Below are 17,021 nucleotides of genomic sequence, written 5' to 3' on the forward strand. Positions count from 1 at the left end.
ACTCCATTGGTTTCGATCATTGGCGGGCGCGAGACTAGCGCTTCGGTGACCCCGCTTGCCAGCCCGGCCACGAGCCGTCCGAGCCGCCGCATCAACGGCCTCTGCTGCGGAGGGTTCCAGGCCGGCGGCGGCGCCGATATTGCCGCTGGCAAGGGCTGGGTAACCATCCGCCTCTATCCTCTGCCGCGAGTGATCGAGAGTGCCATGCGTAAATCCCCCGTGCCTGCCCTGCTGACCGTTCTGTTGCTGACCTTCGTCCTTGCCGGCTGCTCGTCATTGGGCGGCCTCACCAAGGACAAGCAGCCGCTTTCCGCCCGCACGGTCAGCGTGCTGGCGGCGCTCGACACCACGCCCGCCGCGCCGATGCTGGTGCGCGTCTTCAAGGAGAGCTCGGAGCTCGAAGTCTGGAAGCCCGACAGCCGCGGCAGCTATCGCCTGTTCAAGACCTATGCCATCTGCAAATGGTCCGGTGAACTGGGGCCGAAGGTCAAGGAAGGCGACTACCAGTCGCCCGAAGGCTTTTATGAGGTGACGCCGGGGATGATGAACCCCAAATCCAGCTATTACCTCTCGTTCAACACCGGTTTCCCCAACCGGCTCGACCGCGCCCAGGGCCGCAGCGGCACCAACCTGATGATCCATGGCGATTGCAAATCGGTCGGCTGCTACGCCATGACCGACGAGCAGATGAAGGAAATCTATGCCCTGGCGCGCGAGAGCTTTGCCGGCGGCAATCCGAGCTTCAAGCTGGAACTCTATCCGTTCCGCATGACCGAGGCCAACCTGACCCGGCACGCCACGAACCCCAACATCGCATTCTGGCGCAACCTCAAAGAGGGCTACGACGTACTGGCTCAGACGCAGCGGCCGGCAGCTGTCGGGACCTGCGGCGGCCGCTATGTCTTCAATGCCGGCACCACCAGCCTCCCCAACGACCCGCTGGGCGCCTGCCCGGCCGACGCGGCTGCCCCGACCACTGCCGACCTCGCCGTCGCCGCCGGCAATCCGGCGTTCTCTTAAGGCGGCGACCAGCACTGCGGCGAGGGCGACAAGGTCACGCCACGCCGCCGCCCTCGTGATCCACCGCCTGCCGCTTGCCGGTCGAGAACATGATCAGCGCGAACACCGGTTCCGTGCCGACCGCCCTGGCCCAGTGCCGCACATCCTGCGGGATGCGGATGATGTCGCCGGCGCCCAGCATCACCGTCTCCTCACCCAGCTTATGCTCACACGAGCCCGAGACCACGTAGAGGAACTCCTCGCAATTGGGGTGCGAGTGCAGCGGGTTACGCTCCCCCGGCTTGATGAAGCAGGTGCCGAAGGTCATCTCGGTCCCCGCCATCGATTTGTCGGTGATCTTCCAGTTGAGCTCGCCCCAGCCGGTATTGACCCGCTCGCCATCGGCGGCGCGGGCAACGAACGTCTCGATCGTCATCGCCTGGCTCCCTGCGCTCAGACCGCTGCCGAAACGCCATGCGGCGTCGTGGCGTAAAAGTCGTAGAGCTTCATGATGTCGAGCGCCGTCTCGAGCGTCCCCTTGCTCACCGCCCGCCCCTCCAGCACCGCCTCGCAGAAATGGAGCACTTCGGGCACATAGCCGAGCGTGAACATGTTGTTGTTGTAGAGCTGGCCAAGCGAGAATTCGGGCTCATACACCACCGTGGCGCTCTCCTCGGGCTGGATCCAGCTCGAGGCCCGGCCATAGCTCGGGAGCTTGGCCTTGCGGTAATGCGTCAGCTTCACGCCGTTCTCGACCACCGCGTGGCTACCCTCGCCGATCGCCTCGACCCGCTCGAGCGGCCCGCCCCAGCTCTGGCCGGCGCTGAAATGCAGCGCCCCGATGGCGCCCGACTTGAACTTGAGGCTGGCAATGGTGGCGCCGGTCGGTTCGGCCCACTCGAAGCTTGCCCGCTCGATCTCGCCGGCGAGAAAGCTGATGATCGCGCCCGGGTGGTAGATGTGGTCGATCACCGACTGCATGGCGACGAGGTCGCCCCGCTTGTCGGGCGCCGGCAGCGCCTGCGGGTAGCGCACCACCAGCGAGGTCAGCCGGCCGAATTCCGGCGCCGTGACGATATCCTTGAGCTTCTCGATGGCGGGAAAGAAGGTCTTCTTCAGCCCCGTCATGATGTTCTTGCCGGTGCGCTTCGACACCGCGATCAGCTCTTCGACCTCCGCCCGGCTCGCCGCCGTCGGCTTTTCCATCCACACATGGGCGCCGGCTTCGACCACGTCCTTGGCCAGTTGCGTCGCCTGCACGTGCCCATCCCTGGTGTAGCTGGTGACGATGAACACCACGTCGGGCTTTTCGGCCGCGAGCATCGCCTGGTGGTCGGTATAGGTGCGCTCGGCCCCGAACACCCGCGCGAAGCCATCGGCGCGGTCCTTCGAAAGATCGCAGATGGCGACGAGGTCGACCGGCGCATAGCGGAAGGTCGGGTAGACATTGCGATAGGCATGGCCGCCCGCCCCGATGAAGCAGGCCTTGAGCCGCCGCTCGTACTCGAAATTGTAGCGGATCTCCCGCGGAATGTGGTGCGGCATAACTCAGCCTTTCAATGCGCCTTGCGTGAGGCCTTCGGTGAAGCGCCTCTGGGTCAGGATGTAGAGGATGATGACCGGCAGGAAGGTGATCACGGTGCCCGAGAACACCAGCCGGAAATCGGTGGAATAGGTCGACGCGAACCGCACGAGGCCGAGCGGCAGGGTCTGGTTGCCGGGGCTGATCAGCACCACCAGCGGCAGGAAGAAATCGTTCCAGGTCGACAGCGCCGAGATGATCAGCAGCGCCGAGATGGCCGGCTGCGACAGCGGCAGGAACACTCGGGTGAGGATCTGGAAATGGTTGGCCCCATCGATCCTCGCCGCTTCGCTCAACTCGTTCGGCACGCCGAGAAAGAAGCTCCGCATCAGGAACAGCCCGAACGGGATGCCATTCGCAACCTGCGCCAGCACCACGCCGGCCATCGAGTTGATCAACCCAAGGTTGAACAGCACCTGGTAGAGCGGAATGATGATCGCCTGGATCGGGATCGTGAGCCCGAAGATGAAGGCGTAGAAGGTCCACTCGCGGCCAGCAAAGCGGATCTTGGCCAGCGCATAGCCGGCCGGGGCGCAGACGATGAGGGTCAGCACCACCACGCCCGCCACATTGATCAGGCTGTTGCCGATCAAGGAGCCGAAGCCGCCGATATTCCAGGCATCGGCGTAGTTCTGCCACATCAGCTGTTTGGGCAGCGCGAACGGATCGCCGCGCCCGATCTCCGCCTCGGTCTTCAAACTCGAGGTGACGAGCCACAGGAACGGCCCCAGGATAATGGCGAACACCGGCAGCAGCAGCGCCACCATCGGCCATTCGGCGGGTTTGCGTCTGCTCATGACGATTTCCTCGCGCGCCAGCGGTTGAACGCAACGGTGATGGTGATGGCAAGCACGCTCATCAGGATGCAGAGCACCGCGGCGAGCCCATGATCCTGCGCCTGGAAGGCGAGCCGATAGATGTAGGTGGTGATGATTTCCGAGGCGTAGAACGGCCCGCCATTGGTCATCACGAACACCGTGGCAAAGCCCTTGAGCCCGTTGATCATGGCGAGCGACAACACGAACGTCATCACCTCGCTCAGGCCTGGCAGCGTGACGTTCCAGAGCTTCTGCCACCCGTTGGCGCCATCGATCTCGGCCGCCTCGTAGAGCGTACCGTCGATGTTCTGCAGCCCGGCGATGAACAGCAGCATGTAGAGCCCAAAGCCCTGCCAGGAGCTCGCGACATTCACCGAGAACAGCACCAGCAGCGGGTCGCTCAACCAGCCCTTGGCCCAGCCGGCGAGCCCCCATTGGGTCAGCGCCGTGTTGATAAGGCCATAGAACGGGTCGTAGATATTGGCCCAGATCACCCCCACTACCGCGAGCGAGACGAGGTGCGGCAGGAAGAACGCGGTGCGGAAGAACACCCGCGTGCGGCTCAGCCGGCCGATCGCCAGCGCCAGCGCCAACCCCAGCCCGCCGGCCAGCACCACATGGTAGAACAGCCACAGGAAGGTGCGGCCGAGGCTCTGCCAGATGATCGGGTCCTCGGTGGCGCGAAGGTAATTGTCGAAGCCGACGAAATTCGCCTCGGTGTTGAAGCCGCCCGAATTGGTGAAGCTGATCCAGATGGTTAGGAGGATCGGCGTCAGGCTGAACAGTGCATAAAGCGCGATCGCCGGCAGCATCAGCACGAACGCCGCCCCGAACCCGTCACGCGCCCCATCGGCACGGCGTCGGCGAGTGGCGGCAGGCGCGCGGAGGTCCGCGGGATCGGCTGTGGTGGTCAGTCTGGTCATTGGCCAGGACTCTCAGTCGGGGCCTTCTCCCCTTGTGGGAGAAGGTGGCCGATAGGCCGGATGAGGGGTTCGTGACACGAAGTGTCGCGCGACCTGAGTGAAACGAAGGGCGACTGAGTTCGCGGAGAGAAACCCCTCATCCGCCCTTCGGGCACCTTCTCCCACAAGGGGAGAAGGTGACGGAGCCGAAGCTCCGTATTACAGCGCCGGGATCTTCACCTGGATCTGCGCCATGCCGTCCTCGGCCGAGACCTGGCCGCCGATCAGGCCCTGGATCACCTGGAAGTAGGTGTCGAGCGCTGCGCCGGGCATGTAGACCGACGGGTTGAAGCCCACCCCATTGGCCGCCGCCGCGAACACCTCGGCCATCACCGGCACCGCCGGATTGAGGTCGGGCATGGCGCGCGGCGAGATCTGCGTGCCGGTCTTGTGCTCGGCCCTGAAGCGCATCACCTCGTCGGAGAGGATGTAGTCGATCCACTTGGCGGCGAGTTCGGGTTGCTTGGAACTGACCGGGATCATCCAGCTCCAGCCGATGCCGCCGGTCGGCTTGCTCTCGCCAGCGAGGTCGCTCGGGATGGTGGCAAAGCCCATATTGTCGATCGGGTACTCGTTCTTCCGGGCATTATTGATAAACCACGGCCCGCCGAAAAAGATCGCGGCGCGCTTATTGGTCCAGAGCCGCGTTGCCGCCTCGAGGTCCAGCCCCGCCATCTGGGCGCTGACGTAACCCTTTTTGGCGAAGTCGACGACGCGCTGCGCGCCGAGCAGCGGCTCGGCATCGCTCCACGACTTCTTGGCCGTCACCACCTCGCCCATCACCGTCGTGCCTGCCGCGGCCTGCAGGAAATTGCCCATCAGGTGGCCGCCATTGGCATTGTTGCGCGGGCCGACGGCCAGCGGCTCGAGGCCCTTGTCCTTGATCTTCTGCAGCAGCGCTTCGAAATCGGCCCAGCTACCGCCAATGGTCCAGCCGTTCTCGGCGAACAGGTCCTTGTGGTACCAGAGCCCGATCGCGTCGATGCCATCCGGCACCTCGTAGATCTCGCCGCCGAACTGGCTGCCGAGGATCTCATAGAGCCAGGGGAAGATCTTGTCCTTCCAGCCCATGTCCGAATAGTGCGCGGTGAGCGGCGCGATCAGCTTGGCGTTGACCACCGTGGTGACGCGCCCGATGCCCGAATTGGTCAGCAGCACGTCAGGGCCGGCGTCGGATTGGATGGCGGCCTGTACGGCGCCGTTCGAGATGGTGCCGGTGGGCGGCATGTACTCGACGGTGACGCCCGGGTTGGCGGCCTCGAAATCGGCCTTCAGCTTGTTCCACACCTCGGCGACCAGCGGATCGGCGAGTTGGTCGGTGGCCCAGACCGTCAGGGTCTGCGCCTCAGCCAGGGTCGGCACGGCGAGCAGTCCGGCGGCAGCAAGCGCCACGGCCGAAGCCATCAGGGTTCGTCTCAACATGGTGGTCCTCCTCTTGGTGTCGCGCCGGTTGGCCGGCGTCGTCTGGGCTCGGGCGATACTGCCCTCTAGCGTTTGGCCGGCTTCACCTCCTCGAAGCGCGCCAGCACGGTGCGCTGCACGTCGGAAATGTGAGCGTGCATCAGCGCCGCCGCGGTCTTGATGTCGCGGCGGCGGAAGGCGGCGAGGATGTCGTCGCGCTCGCGCGCCGCGTCCTCGGCAAAGGTGTGACTCTCATTGGCGATGGTGCGGCCGATCTGGATCTGCAGCGCCAGCCGGCTCAGCGTTTCGATCAGCGCGGCATTGCCGGAAAGCTCGGCAATGGTCTCGTGGAACTCGCGGTCGGCCTGGCCATAAGCCACCATGTCGTCGGCCTTCAGCGCCGCCACGGCTTCATCGAGGATGCGCTCGAAATTGGCGATGTGCCGATCGCTCATCTGCGGCACAGCCAGTTCGACCGCAAAGCACTCAAGGGTCTTCCTGAGCTCGTAGAGGTCCTCGGTTTCCTTCTTCGAGAAGCTGCGGACGAAGAAGCCGCGATACGGCTTGATCTCGATCAGCCCTTCCTTGCTGAGCGTCCCCAGCGCCTCGCGGAACGGCGTCCGGCTCACCTGCAGCTTTTCGGTCAGCGCCTTCTCGTCGAGCGGCGCGCCGGAGGGCAGCTCGCCCGAGACGATCATCCGGACGATTTCCTCGTAGATGCGCTCACGCAGGGTCAGGTGTCGGATGTCGTTCATTGCGTCGTCGCGGCCTCGTTGTCCGATGCGCATTTGTATACAATCACTGCAAGAATATACAATATGGAAAATGCACAGTATGGCTATTGCATACGAAACGGCAGCAACAAGCTGCACTTGAAGGGCCAAGAAGCCCGGAAAGCGGGAGGAAATGGCAAAAGTCTACGTGGTTGGAACCATGGACACCAAAGGGCCAGAGCTGCGCTACGCCGCCGAGCGAGTCCGCGCCGCAGGTGCCGAACCGGTGCTCGTCGATGTCGGCACCCGAGACGCGGGCGCCGGCGCCGATGTGGCAGCGAGCGTGGTCGCGACGCACCATCCGGAAGGCTCGAGCGCCGTGCTCGGCCTCACCGATCGCGGCAAGGCGGTGTCGGCCATGGCCCGGGCATTGAGTCGCTATCTCGCGAGCCGCGACGATATCGGCGCCGTGCTCGGCCTCGGCGGCACCGGCAATACCGCTTTGGTCACCGAGGCGATGCGCACCCTGCCGATCGGGGTGCCGAAGTTGATGGTTTCGACCGTCGCCTCGGGCAACACCGCGCCCTATGTCGGGCCGAACGACCTCACCATGATGTACTCGGTGGTCGATATCGCCGGGCTCAACGCCATCTCGCGCCAGGTGATCGGCAATGCCGCCCATGCCGCCGCCGGCATGGCGCTCAACGCCGCCCCCACCTCAGGCGCCGACAAGCCGGGATTGGGGATGACCATGTTCGGCGTCACCACCCAATGCGTCACTATGGTCAGACAGGCGATGGAGGCGACGCACGAGGTCTACACCTTCCACGCCACCGGCACCGGCGGGCAATCGATGGAAAAGCTTGCCGATTCCGGCCTCGTCGCCGGGCTGATCGACGTCACCACCACCGAGGTGCCGGATCTGCTGGTCGGCGGCGTCTTCCCCGCCACTGAAGACCGCTTCGGCGCGGCGATCCGTACCCGCCTGCCCTATGTCGGCTCGGTCGGCGCCGTCGACATGGTCAACTTCGGCGCAAAGGAAACTGTCCCACCCCAGTTCCAGGGCCGGCAGCTGCATGTCCACAACGCCCAGGTCACCCTGATGCGCACCACCCCCGACGAGAACCGCCGCATTGGCGAATTCATCGTCTCGCGCCTCAACCGCATGGAAGGACCGGTCCGTTTCCTCCTCCCGTTGCACGGCGTCTCGGCCATCGATGCCCCCGGCCAGCCGTTCCACGATCCGGAGGCCGACCGGGTGCTGTTCGACACCATCCGCTCCGGCTGGCAGGCGGCGCCCAACCGGCAACTGATCGAACTCGACCTGCATATCAACGACCCCGAATTCGCTGCCGCGCTGGTGGCGAACTTCCGCGACCTCTCTCCAGCCTGAGACCAGACCATGACCAGACTTTCCCGTGAAGACATTCTCCTCAAATTGCGCCAGAAGATCGCTACGGGCATTCCGATCATCGGCGGCGGCGCCGGCACGGGCCTGAGCGCCAAGGCCGAGGAAGCCGGCGGTATCGACCTGATCGTCATCTACAATTCCGGCCGTTATCGCATGGCCGGCCGCGGCTCGCTTGCCGGCCTCATGGCCTATGGCAACGCCAACGACATCGTCGTCGAAATGGCCCACGAAGTCCTCCCCGTGGTCCGCCACACCCCGGTTCTGGCGGGTGTGAACGGCACCGACCCCTTCCTGATCCCCGACAAGTTCCTCGATGAGCTCAAAGCATTGGGCTTCGCCGGCATCCAGAACTTCCCCACTGTCGGGCTGATCGACGGCACCTTCCGCGCCAACCTCGAAGAGACCGGCATGAGCTATGCCCTCGAAGTCGAGATCATCGCGCGCGCTGCCAGAAAGCAGATGCTGACCACGCCCTACGTCTTTTCCAGCGACGACGCCGTGGCGATGACCAAAGCCGGCGCCGACATCATCGTCTGCCACCTCGGCCTCACCACCGGCGGCGCGATCGGCGCCGAAACCGCGCTCACCCTCGACGACTGCATCGAAAAGATCGACGCCTGGTCCGCCGCGGCTCGCGCCGTCCGCGACGACGTCATCGTCCTCTGCCACGGCGGCCCCATCGCCATGCCCGACGATGCCCGCTATGTGCTGGAGCGGACGGAGATGTGTCACGGCTTCTACGGCGCGAGCTCGATGGAACGGCTGCCCACCGAAACCGCCATCGCCGGGCAGGTCGCAAGCTTCACCTCGCTCGCCGTCGGCAGGCGCTCGCGCGGCTTGGCCGGGTTGAGCCAATGACTCGGACGGAGTGGAGCCGCACCGCTCTGCCGCCGGGTTGATCACTCCGGGTTCGGCGGTTCGCGACTTTACCCAGTCCTGCGGCGGCAATAGTCTTTCCTCAATAGAAAACCGTGGCTTGGGGGAAGCATGACGGGGAGCATGGGAGCATTTCGCGCATTCGGCAGGGCAATCGGCAAAGCCCCGCTGACCCGCACACTGGCCGCAGGCTTGCTGCTGCTCCCCACAGTTGCAACAGCGCAGGAGGCGCTGAGCGGCTTCTACGCTGCTGACGCAGATGCCTGCCTGCGAGCCAGCGGGACGCTCTATCTGTGTGGCGAGGCGGAGTGCGTCAGCCAGGACTATTCCGGTGGTCGCCTGTCGCAGCCGACTCCGGGCAAGATCCGGGTGCGCCAGATCGATGCCGATAGCGTCGATCGCAACGGCTACCAGATGAAAGCTGGCGACTACGCGATGCTGTTCGAGCACGGCGGCAACAACGGGCTACGCATCGTCCGCCAGACCGAAACACACCTGCTCACGACCTACCTGGCGCGGCTCGACGACTCCTGGAAGGCGAGCTTCGCCTTCATCGAGAATGGCAAGCGTGTGGATCCTTCGGCACCCGCCACCGAACTCGAGCGCTGCGTCGCCTACGATCCGCTGGTGGCCGACCAGCAGGCCGGGCTTCTGACGCCGCCCAGCCTCGAAGCGCGCGCTCCGGCGCCGGATCTGACGGGTGGGATGGACTATGGCCACGTCGAACCCGAGGCGATCCCGGTGGAATTCGAGGTCCCGAGGACCGGCGCCCATATCGTCGATGTGGTGCCGGTGCGGCTCGGCGATCCTGACTATCCCGCCCTGTTCGTCCTGTGGGTGCTCAATGTGGGCGGCACCCCGCTGCCGGTACAGATCCTCACTTACGACCGCGACAGGAACACCTATGTCGACGGTACGGCCACCGTCATCAAGGGCGCGGTGCCGCTGGTCGATTACCCGCTGAACCTGGCGACCGCGCCCTTCAACGCCAGTGGCGATCTCGGCGTGTTCATCGGCAGCAGCGGCTACGATGCACCGCCGTTTCCGCGCACCACCAACACGCTGCTGCTCCCCACCGGCGACGGCCGGCTCGAGGACCGCAGCGAGCTGCTGCCCAAGGCGCCGCAATTCACTCACGACGTGAGCGCCGGGGTCATCGACCATCAGGGGCGCTGGGGCATCTATGCGAACGACATGTACATCCCGGAATACTATGTGAGCCGCCTCGACGGCACCCTTGTCGACCGGGCGAAAAACCTGCCCTCGTCGATCCACCGGGACGGCCCGAAATTCACCTCGTCGGCGATGGCCGATGTCAACGGCGATGGTCTCGCCGACCTGGTGCTCGGCTCCGCCGATCAGAGCAGATGGGCCTCCCGCATCTTCCTCAATGATGGCAAGGGCCGGCTCAACCGCAAAGACCCCATCGCGCTGCCGAAGTCGCCGCTGGCGGATCATACCGGCGCCATCACCGGCGAAATCGTCGGCGCTGTGATCGCCGACATCCAGCCGATCTATCTCACCAGCAAGGACTACGCCGACCTGGTGGTCATCTCGACCGGCGGCGGCTATCGCGGCAGTGCAGTGCAAATCCTTGTCAATGACGGCAAGGGCAACTTCACCGACCGGACCAGCGAGCTGGTGGACGGCCCGACCGCCCCCTACCTCAACCGCAACGAGACGCCGTACTCCTGGATGCGGAACGTGACGGTGCTCGATATTGGTGGGGTGTCCGACATCGTTCTCCACTCCGCCAGTCCAGCCATCGTCCCCTCCTACGTGCTCGTAAATGACGGACATGGTCGCTTCCGCGTCGCTGCCTACACGAACCACTTCGCCATTGCATCGGCAGCGATCATCGGCGGCAAACCGACCCTGATCGAAGTCAAGCGCGACGCTATCCGGCTGGTGGAATACCCGGCGGTGGGTGGTACGCACTAGCCGAGGCGATGGGACGCTCGAAGATCCGGCGGCGCCGCAACCGGTGCGCGCATCTGCGGCACCGACAACCGCGAACGGGGTGGTTCCCCCGAAGCGTCGCATTTGCTATGTCCCGACCCAGCGACCCCGTAGCTCAGCAGGATAGAGCGCAGGATTCCTAATCCTGAGGCCATGAGTTCGAATCTCATCGGGGTCACCACTGCATGAGGCCATGCCGGACTTCCCCGGCCATACAAGGAGGACCGACCATGACCCTCAAGGGATATCCCGCCCTCGTCCGCATCGTACTCGCCGCAACGCTTGCCGCCGGTCTTGCCGCCTGCTCGATGGGTGGTGGTGGCGGCCAGCTGTCGCCGGGCCTGTCGGCGCCGATGAACCAGCCGGGCGCCAAGCTGAACCGCGTCGAGGCGCTGTTCCTGCTCAACGATTTCCGCCGGGCCCAGGGCGCCGCCGACGTGCGCGGCGACACCGTGCTCGACAACACCGCCCAGTCGCTCGCCACCGCCTACGCCAAGACCGGCGCACAGCCGGCTTTGCCGGCAGGCGCCGTGGCGATGCGGCTCAGCGCCGGCTACACCACCTTTGCCGAGGTGTTTTCGGGCTGGCGCGCCGTGCCGGCCGATGCCGCGGCGATTGCCGATTTCACCGCCAAGCGCGCTGGCCTGGGCGTCGCCTACGAGCCCAACTCGTCGCACGGCGTCTATTGGGTGCTGGTGCTTGACGACTGACGCCGAGATCATCGACTGCCGCGGGCTGAAATGCCCGCTGCCGGTGCTGAAAATGGAAAAGCGCCTGTCGCAGCTGGCGGCAGGCGCTTCGTTCATCGTGCTCGCCACCGACCCGATGGCCAAGATCGATATCCCGCTCTACTGCCGGCAGAACGGCCACACCTGCGAAGTCAGCGGCGAGGCTGACGTGCTGCGCTTTGCGATCGTGAAGGCGGCTGACTGAAGCGGACGGCCTCCTCCCGGCCTCCCCCATGAAGGGGGAGGTGAAGAGTCGAGGCTGTGTCGAGATGGTGCCAAACACTGGATGCGGCACCTCCCCCTTCATGGGGGAGGATGGGAGGGGGCTGTCTCTATCAGTCATCGACCGAGGCAACCGCCGCTGGAGCCCAGGTCGGGCGTGGGCGCGGCAGTGGCACGTCGTCGACGACGATGCCCAGATCCGTGGCGGCATAGGTCACGCCGTCGATCTCGTCGGTCAGGTAGCTCGGATGGCCCTTGAGCCCCATCGGGAACGCCGCTTCGCGCTCTTTGACATAGGCCTTGGCTTCCTTGCCGCAGATCTGCGAGCGCATATTCACCGGCGGCTCGTCGATATTGCTCAGCTGCACGACGTTCTGCCCGGTGCCGCTGATCGCCCCGGAAAGGCCGCGCAGGAACAGCTCGGCCGTCATCTCATTGCGCTCGCGCGCCGAGGAGCCACCCAGCACCACCGCCAGCATCGAGCGGCCGCCGCGCTCCACCGTCGCGACGATATTGAGGCCCGAGGCGCAGACATAGCCGGTCTTCATGCCGGTGGTGCCGGCGAAATGTTCGAGCAACCCGTTATTGGATTCGAGCTTGGCCTTGCCCAGCTTCACCGCTTCGGTGCCGAACATCGGCAGGTACTCTGGGAAATCGCGCCTGAGGATCAGCGCCAGGATGGCGAGATCGCGCGCCGAGGTCACCTGGCCTTCGTTATGCAGCCCGTGCGGGTTGACGAAATGCGTGGCGCTGAGCCCCATCGCTGTGGCCATGCCGTTCATCTCCTCGACGAAGGCCGGCACCGAGCCCGAAACCGTCTCGGCAATCGCCACCGCCATGTCGTTGGCCGACTTCACCACGAGGATATAAAGCGCATCCTTCATGGTGACCGAAGCGCCCACCTTGAGGCCGGATTTGCTCGGCGCCTGGTTCCAGGCGTTCTTCGACACTTTCACCTTGGTATCGAGGTTGACGGTGCCGGCCTTGATGGCGGCGAACGCCACATAAGCGGTCATCAGCTTGGTGAGCGACGCCGGATGCCACGGCACGCCCGCGTCCTCGGCATAGAGGACCTCAAAGGTGTTCGCATCGACCAGCAGCAACGGATTGGCCCAGGCGGGCGTCATGCCGAGGGTGGCGAGGATGACCAACAGGCTGGCGGCGATGCGCCGGCGAAGATGCGCGAGCAAGGCGCCTCCAGATGCAGACCGTCTCGGAATTGGCAGCGTTCTAGCAATCCGGCCCGTGTCGCTCAACCGCCGCCGGGGCCCGCTCAAATGATTTTGAAGCACGGCGGTTCCTTCTACGTTAAGTCGGGCAGATTCAGGGCACTCGACCAGCGGTGGAACAGCGTACGGCGCGGCTCCGGCATTGACGCCTCCAGCACCTCCAGCGCGCTGATGCTGTCGACCCGGAAGTTACGGAAGTCGTGCCGGAGCGTGCACCAGGCCACCAGTGTCTGATAGCCCTCGAAATAGCCCAGTGCCACCGGATAGACGGTGCGCTCGCTGGTGGCGCCGCCCTTGTCGCGATAGCCGAGCCAGACCTGCTTTTCCTCGCGCAACGCCCGCCGCAGCCGCCCCAGCGGGTTGGCTTCGTCGACCGTGCGTGGCGGAATGACGAACAACCCCACCGACAGCATCTCGTCGCGCTTGGCCCTCGGCAGCACCGCCTCGATCTTGCTCGAAGCATCGCGCGCCGTCGCCGCCATCTCGCCATCGGGGCCGTAGATCAACCCGCGCAGGCCCAGCACCAGCGCCTCGATCTCCTCGTCGGTGAACATCAGCGGCGGCAGGAAGTGCTCGGCGCGCAGCTGGAAACCGACCCCGGCCTCGCCGTCGATCGCCGCCCCCATCGATTTCAGCGTCTCGATGTCACGATAGACCGAGCGCAGCGACACGCCCATCTCCTGGGCCAGCACCGCCCCCGTCACCGGGCGGCGCCGCCGCCGCAGCGCCTGCATCAGGTTGAGCAGCCGTTCCGAGCGCTTGGCCATTAGCTGTGCATCGCTGCTGACAAAATCGGGTGCCGGGCGCGGTTAGCCTTCTCGCATCGAAAACCAAGGAGAGACGAAATGACCACCATCCTCACCATCCTGACCGAAGGCTTCGCCGACTGGGAGACCGCCCTGCTCAACGCCGTGGCGCACAGCTTCTACAAGGTGGAAACCAAGTACGCGACCCCCGGCGGCAAGCCGGTGACCTCGTCGGGCAACATGACGGTCACTCCCGAACTGGCGCTCGAGGCGATCGACGTGGCCGACTATGACGCGATCATCGTCTGTGGCGGCACCATCTGGCAGTCGCCCGAGGCCCCCGACCTGGCGCCGCTGCTGACCGCGGCCAAACAGCAGGGCAAGCTCATCGGGCTGATCTGCGACGGCACGGTGGCCGGCGCCAAAGCCGGACTGCTCGACGGCATTCGCCACACCAGCAATGGCGACGGCTATCTCGATTTCACCGGCTATCAGGGGAAGTCGCTCTATCGCGACACGCCCGCGGCCGTGACCGACGGCCGCGTCGTCACCGCCGGTGGTACCTCGCCGGTGAGCTTCATGGCCGCGGTAATGGATGGCCTCGGGCTGGCCGACGAGAACCTCGATTTTTACGTCGGCATGCACGCGGCGCAGTTCAGCAAGGCGGCTTGAGTCTGAGCGTGGGGCACCCCCACCCTTGATCCCTCCCCACAAGGGGGAGGGAGACGCATACTGAGATTGCGGCTTCTGCTCTCCCTCCCCCTTGTGGGGAGGGTAGCGCAGCTAGGCGGAGCCGTAGCGAAGCTGGGTGGGGGTGGCCAAGCGCACCGGCCTCGCCGTCGTTCACACCGGCAGCAGCAACCGATCCCGCCGCACCACCTCTGCCGACAGCCCCACATCCGCCGCATGCCGCGCCACCCGGATCACATACCGCCCCGGCTCCACCAGCCAGTGCTGCGCCTCGGTGCGATAGTAGGCGAAGGCCCGGTCATCGAGTTGCAGCGTCAGCCGCTGCCGCTCGCCGGGGCCCAGATGCACTTTCTCGAATGCCTTCAGCTCCTTGGCCGGCCGTGACACCGTCGCATCCGGGGCCGACACATAAACCTGCACCACCTCGGAGCCGGCCCGGCGACCGGTGTTCTCGACCGTCACCGAAACGCTCACCCGGCCATCCGCTTCGAACCCAGAGGCATCCAGTTCGAGTTCCGACACCGCAAAGCTGCTGTAGCCAAGCCCGAAGCCAAACGGGAACAGCGGCGCGATGCCGTGGCGATCGTAGTGGCGATAGCCGATGAACACGCCTTCCTCGTAACGCACCTTGCCGTCGAGGCCGGGATAGATTTCGCGATCCTGCGAATTGGTCGGATTGTCCGCCCACTTGACCGGAAAGCTCTGCGGCAGCCGGCCACCCGGCTCGGCTGCGCCGGTCAGCACGTCGGCAATGGCGTTGCCGGCCTCCTGCCCCGGATACCAGGCCTCGAGCACTGCCGCGACCTCGCCGAGCCACGGCATCTCCACCGGCCCGCCGGACTGCAGCACCACCACGGTGCGCGGGTTCACCACCGCCACGGCGGCGATCAGCTCGTCCTGCCGGCCGGGCAAGGTGATCGAGTCGAGGTCGCTGCCCTCGGTGTCCCACTCGCCGTTGCGCCCGACGAACACCAGCGCCACTTCGGCGTCGCGCGCCGCCTCGACCGCCTCGGCGATCGCTGCGTCGCCGAGCGGCAAGCCGATGCCGGCGGCGAAGGCCGCAAGCCCCAGCGTCGCGAACGGCTTGGTGGCGAACTCGATCACCACCTCGTAGCTGCGCCCGGCTTCCAGATTGATGGTACCCACCACCTCGTCGCAGCCTTCCTCGAAGAAGGTGCGGCCTTTGCTCCAGTTCGTCCAAGCATCGGCGACCAGCTTGCCGTCGACCAGCACCCGCGAAAAGCCGGCGCTGTAGATGCCGACCCGGTGCTCGCCGCTTGCCTCAGGCGTGAACCGCCCGGTGAGCCGGGCCGAGAAATGCAGCGGATCGACCTTGCCGCCGCCAACCCGGCCGATCCAGAAGGCCTGCGCTTCCTCCAGCGTCTCGGTGAACACCGGCGCGTCGGCAAGTGTCTCGTTGGCGAAATACTCGGCCGTGAACCCACCGCGCAGCAGCGGTTCGAACCGGTGGTTGGTCGATCCCGCCGCATAGCTGAGACGCGCCTCGCCCAATGCAGCAACCAGGCCGTCCCACGGCGAGACGCGATAGTGCGGATTGAGCTGCGCGCTGCCGCCGCCCATGATCTGCGCCACTTTGGCGTTGGGCCCGATTACCGCAAGCTTGCCCAACCCGCTGAGCGGCAGCAGATCGCCGGCGTTCTTCAGCAGCACTGCGCCTTCGGCGCCGGCGCGACGGATCAGCGCCCGGTGCTCGGCGCGGTCGTCGGCCTGCTCCGCCCACTCGCTGTGATCATCGAGCGCGCCGGTCCGCTCCATCAACCGGAGCACGTCGAGGACGCGGGCCCGCAGCGTCTCGCGGCTGACTTCGCCGGCTTCCACCGCCGCCACCAGCTTCTCGCCACGGTCGCGCGGCGGCCCCGGCATTTCGAGGTCGAGCCCGGCATTGACCGTCGGCGCGGTGGAGTGCGAGCCGAACCAATCCGACATCACCACGCCGTCATAGTGCCATTCCCGGCGCAGCACCTGGTCGAGCAGCCAGGGGTTCTCGCTGGTGAAGGTGCCGTTGAGCTTGTTGTAGGAGCTCATGATGCCCCAGGTGCCGGCGCGCTTCACCGCCCATTCGAACGGCACGAGATAGAGTTCGCGCAGCGTCCGCTCGTCGATCTCGGAGCTGATGCTGGTGCGCTCGATCTCGGATTCGTTGCCGGCAAAGTGCTTGATCGTCGCCGAAACGCCCTGCCCCTGCAGCCCTTCGATATAGCCGACGGCCAGGCTGGCGGTGAGGATCGGATCTTCCGAGTAGCACTCGAAATTGCGCCCGTTACTGACCGAGCGATGAAGGTTCACCGTCGGGGCGAGGCTCACATGCGCCCCCTTCGATTTCACCTCCTCGGCCAAAGCCGTGCCGATCTCGGTGAGCAGCCGGACGTTCCAGCTGGCGCCGAGCGCGATCCCTACCGGGAACGCCGCCGACTTCACCCCGCCGATCAGCGAGCCGCCGCCCCGCGCCCCGTTCGGCCCGTCGGTGACGCGAAGCTTGCCGATGCCGAGCCGATCGATCGCCGGCAGCGACCAGAAATCCTCACCCGATAACAGGCTCACCTGCTCCTCGAGCGTCATCCGGTCGACCAGTTCTTCGATCCGCCCCATCGTTATCTCCATCGTGTTGAACGTTCTACGCCCTTAGCGCGGAGTCTGCCGGCATGGCAACGCCCCGCATGCATA

General features: G+C 65.6%; 16 protein-coding genes and 1 tRNA gene. 8 read left to right on the top strand and 9 right to left on the bottom strand.

Features of this window, described 5'->3' with window-relative positions; translation table 11 throughout:
• The first annotated feature begins 6 nt into the window (after nt 1–6).
• Entirely contained in the window at nt 7–1,020 is a 1,014-nt protein-coding gene (locus ASC68_RS29060) for a murein L,D-transpeptidase family protein (protein ID WP_197421416.1), read from the top strand.
• A gap of 34 nt (nt 1,021–1,054) precedes the next feature.
• Here the strand turns inward: ASC68_RS29060 and ASC68_RS25875 are convergent, their stop codons facing one another.
• The 6 genes from ASC68_RS25875 to ASC68_RS25900 form a co-directional block, all read right to left on the bottom strand.
• Nucleotides 1,055–1,435, bottom strand: coding sequence for a dimethylsulfonioproprionate lyase family protein (locus tag ASC68_RS25875; RefSeq protein WP_055886497.1), 381 nt, complete (start codon nt 1,433–1,435; stop codon nt 1,055–1,057).
• 17 nt (nt 1,436–1,452) lie between these two features.
• Nucleotides 1,453–2,544 carry a Gfo/Idh/MocA family oxidoreductase gene (locus tag ASC68_RS25880; protein ID WP_055886500.1) on the bottom strand — a complete coding sequence of 364 codons (1,092 nt, stop codon included), beginning with the start codon at nt 2,542–2,544 and terminating at the stop codon, nt 1,453–1,455.
• Nucleotides 2,545–2,547: 3 nt separating this feature from the next.
• On the bottom strand, nt 2,548–3,378 hold the full coding sequence (locus tag ASC68_RS25885) for a carbohydrate ABC transporter permease (protein WP_055886503.1): 831 nt from the start codon (nt 3,376–3,378) through the stop codon (nt 2,548–2,550).
• Nucleotides 3,375–4,322 (bottom strand): sugar ABC transporter permease, encoded by a 948-nt coding sequence (locus tag ASC68_RS25890; protein ID WP_156387457.1) that lies wholly within the window; start codon nt 4,320–4,322, stop codon nt 3,375–3,377. The genes ASC68_RS25885 and ASC68_RS25890 overlap by 4 nt, the downstream gene beginning before the upstream one ends.
• A 198-nt stretch (nt 4,323–4,520) precedes the next feature.
• Nucleotides 4,521–5,783, bottom strand: a complete 1,263-nt coding sequence (locus ASC68_RS25895) for an extracellular solute-binding protein (protein ID WP_055886507.1) — start codon at nt 5,781–5,783, stop codon at nt 4,521–4,523.
• Nucleotides 5,784–5,848: 65 nt separating this feature from the next.
• Nucleotides 5,849–6,517, bottom strand: coding sequence for a GntR family transcriptional regulator (locus ASC68_RS25900; RefSeq protein WP_055886511.1), 669 nt, complete (start codon nt 6,515–6,517; stop codon nt 5,849–5,851).
• 151 nt (nt 6,518–6,668) lie between these two features.
• Here ASC68_RS25900 and ASC68_RS25905 point away from each other — a divergent pair, with 151 nt between their 5' ends.
• The 6 genes from ASC68_RS25905 to ASC68_RS25930 all read left to right on the top strand — a co-directional run bounded on the left by ASC68_RS25905 (nt 6,669) and on the right by ASC68_RS25930 (nt 11,654).
• A complete protein-coding gene (locus ASC68_RS25905) occupies nt 6,669–7,868 on the top strand; it encodes a Tm-1-like ATP-binding domain-containing protein (protein WP_055886514.1) in 1,200 nt (399 codons plus the stop codon).
• Nucleotides 7,869–7,877: 9 nt separating this feature from the next.
• Entirely contained in the window at nt 7,878–8,744 is an 867-nt protein-coding gene (locus ASC68_RS25910) for a phosphoenolpyruvate hydrolase family protein (protein WP_055886517.1), read from the top strand.
• A 141-nt stretch (nt 8,745–8,885) separates the two neighbouring features.
• On the top strand, nt 8,886–10,703 hold the full coding sequence (locus ASC68_RS25915) for a VCBS repeat-containing protein (RefSeq protein WP_055886521.1): 1,818 nt from the start codon (nt 8,886–8,888) through the stop codon (nt 10,701–10,703).
• 122 nt (nt 10,704–10,825) lie between these two features.
• A tRNA-Arg gene (locus ASC68_RS25920) sits at nt 10,826–10,902 on the top strand.
• 49 nt (nt 10,903–10,951) lie between these two features.
• Entirely contained in the window at nt 10,952–11,431 is a 480-nt protein-coding gene (locus tag ASC68_RS28840; protein WP_055886525.1) for a CAP domain-containing protein, read from the top strand.
• Nucleotides 11,421–11,654, top strand: coding sequence for a sulfurtransferase TusA family protein (locus tag ASC68_RS25930; RefSeq protein ID WP_055886530.1), 234 nt, complete (start codon nt 11,421–11,423; stop codon nt 11,652–11,654). Before ASC68_RS28840 ends, ASC68_RS25930 begins: the two co-directional genes overlap by 11 nt.
• Nucleotides 11,655–11,784: 130 nt before the next feature.
• Here the strand turns inward: ASC68_RS25930 and ASC68_RS25935 are convergent, their stop codons facing one another.
• A complete protein-coding gene (locus ASC68_RS25935; RefSeq protein ID WP_055886533.1) occupies nt 11,785–12,861 on the bottom strand; it encodes a D-alanyl-D-alanine carboxypeptidase family protein in 1,077 nt (358 codons plus the stop codon).
• A gap of 113 nt (nt 12,862–12,974) precedes the next feature.
• On the bottom strand, nt 12,975–13,667 hold the full coding sequence (locus tag ASC68_RS25940) for a YafY family protein (RefSeq protein WP_055886537.1): 693 nt from the start codon (nt 13,665–13,667) through the stop codon (nt 12,975–12,977).
• 78 nt (nt 13,668–13,745) lie between these two features.
• Between ASC68_RS25940 and ASC68_RS25945 the strand changes: the two genes are divergently transcribed.
• Nucleotides 13,746–14,318, top strand: a complete 573-nt coding sequence (locus ASC68_RS25945; RefSeq protein WP_055886540.1) for a DJ-1/PfpI family protein — start codon at nt 13,746–13,748, stop codon at nt 14,316–14,318.
• 171 nt (nt 14,319–14,489) lie between these two features.
• On the opposite strand, the gene ASC68_RS25950 is transcribed toward ASC68_RS25945, so the two are convergent.
• Entirely contained in the window at nt 14,490–16,946 is a 2,457-nt protein-coding gene (locus ASC68_RS25950; RefSeq protein WP_055886544.1) for a glycoside hydrolase family 3 C-terminal domain-containing protein, read from the bottom strand.
• Between the last annotated feature and the right edge of the window lie 75 nt (nt 16,947–17,021).

It is taken from the genome of Devosia sp. Root105 (genome assembly GCF_001424865.1).
Classification (GTDB): domain Bacteria; phylum Pseudomonadota; class Alphaproteobacteria; order Rhizobiales; family Devosiaceae; genus Devosia_A.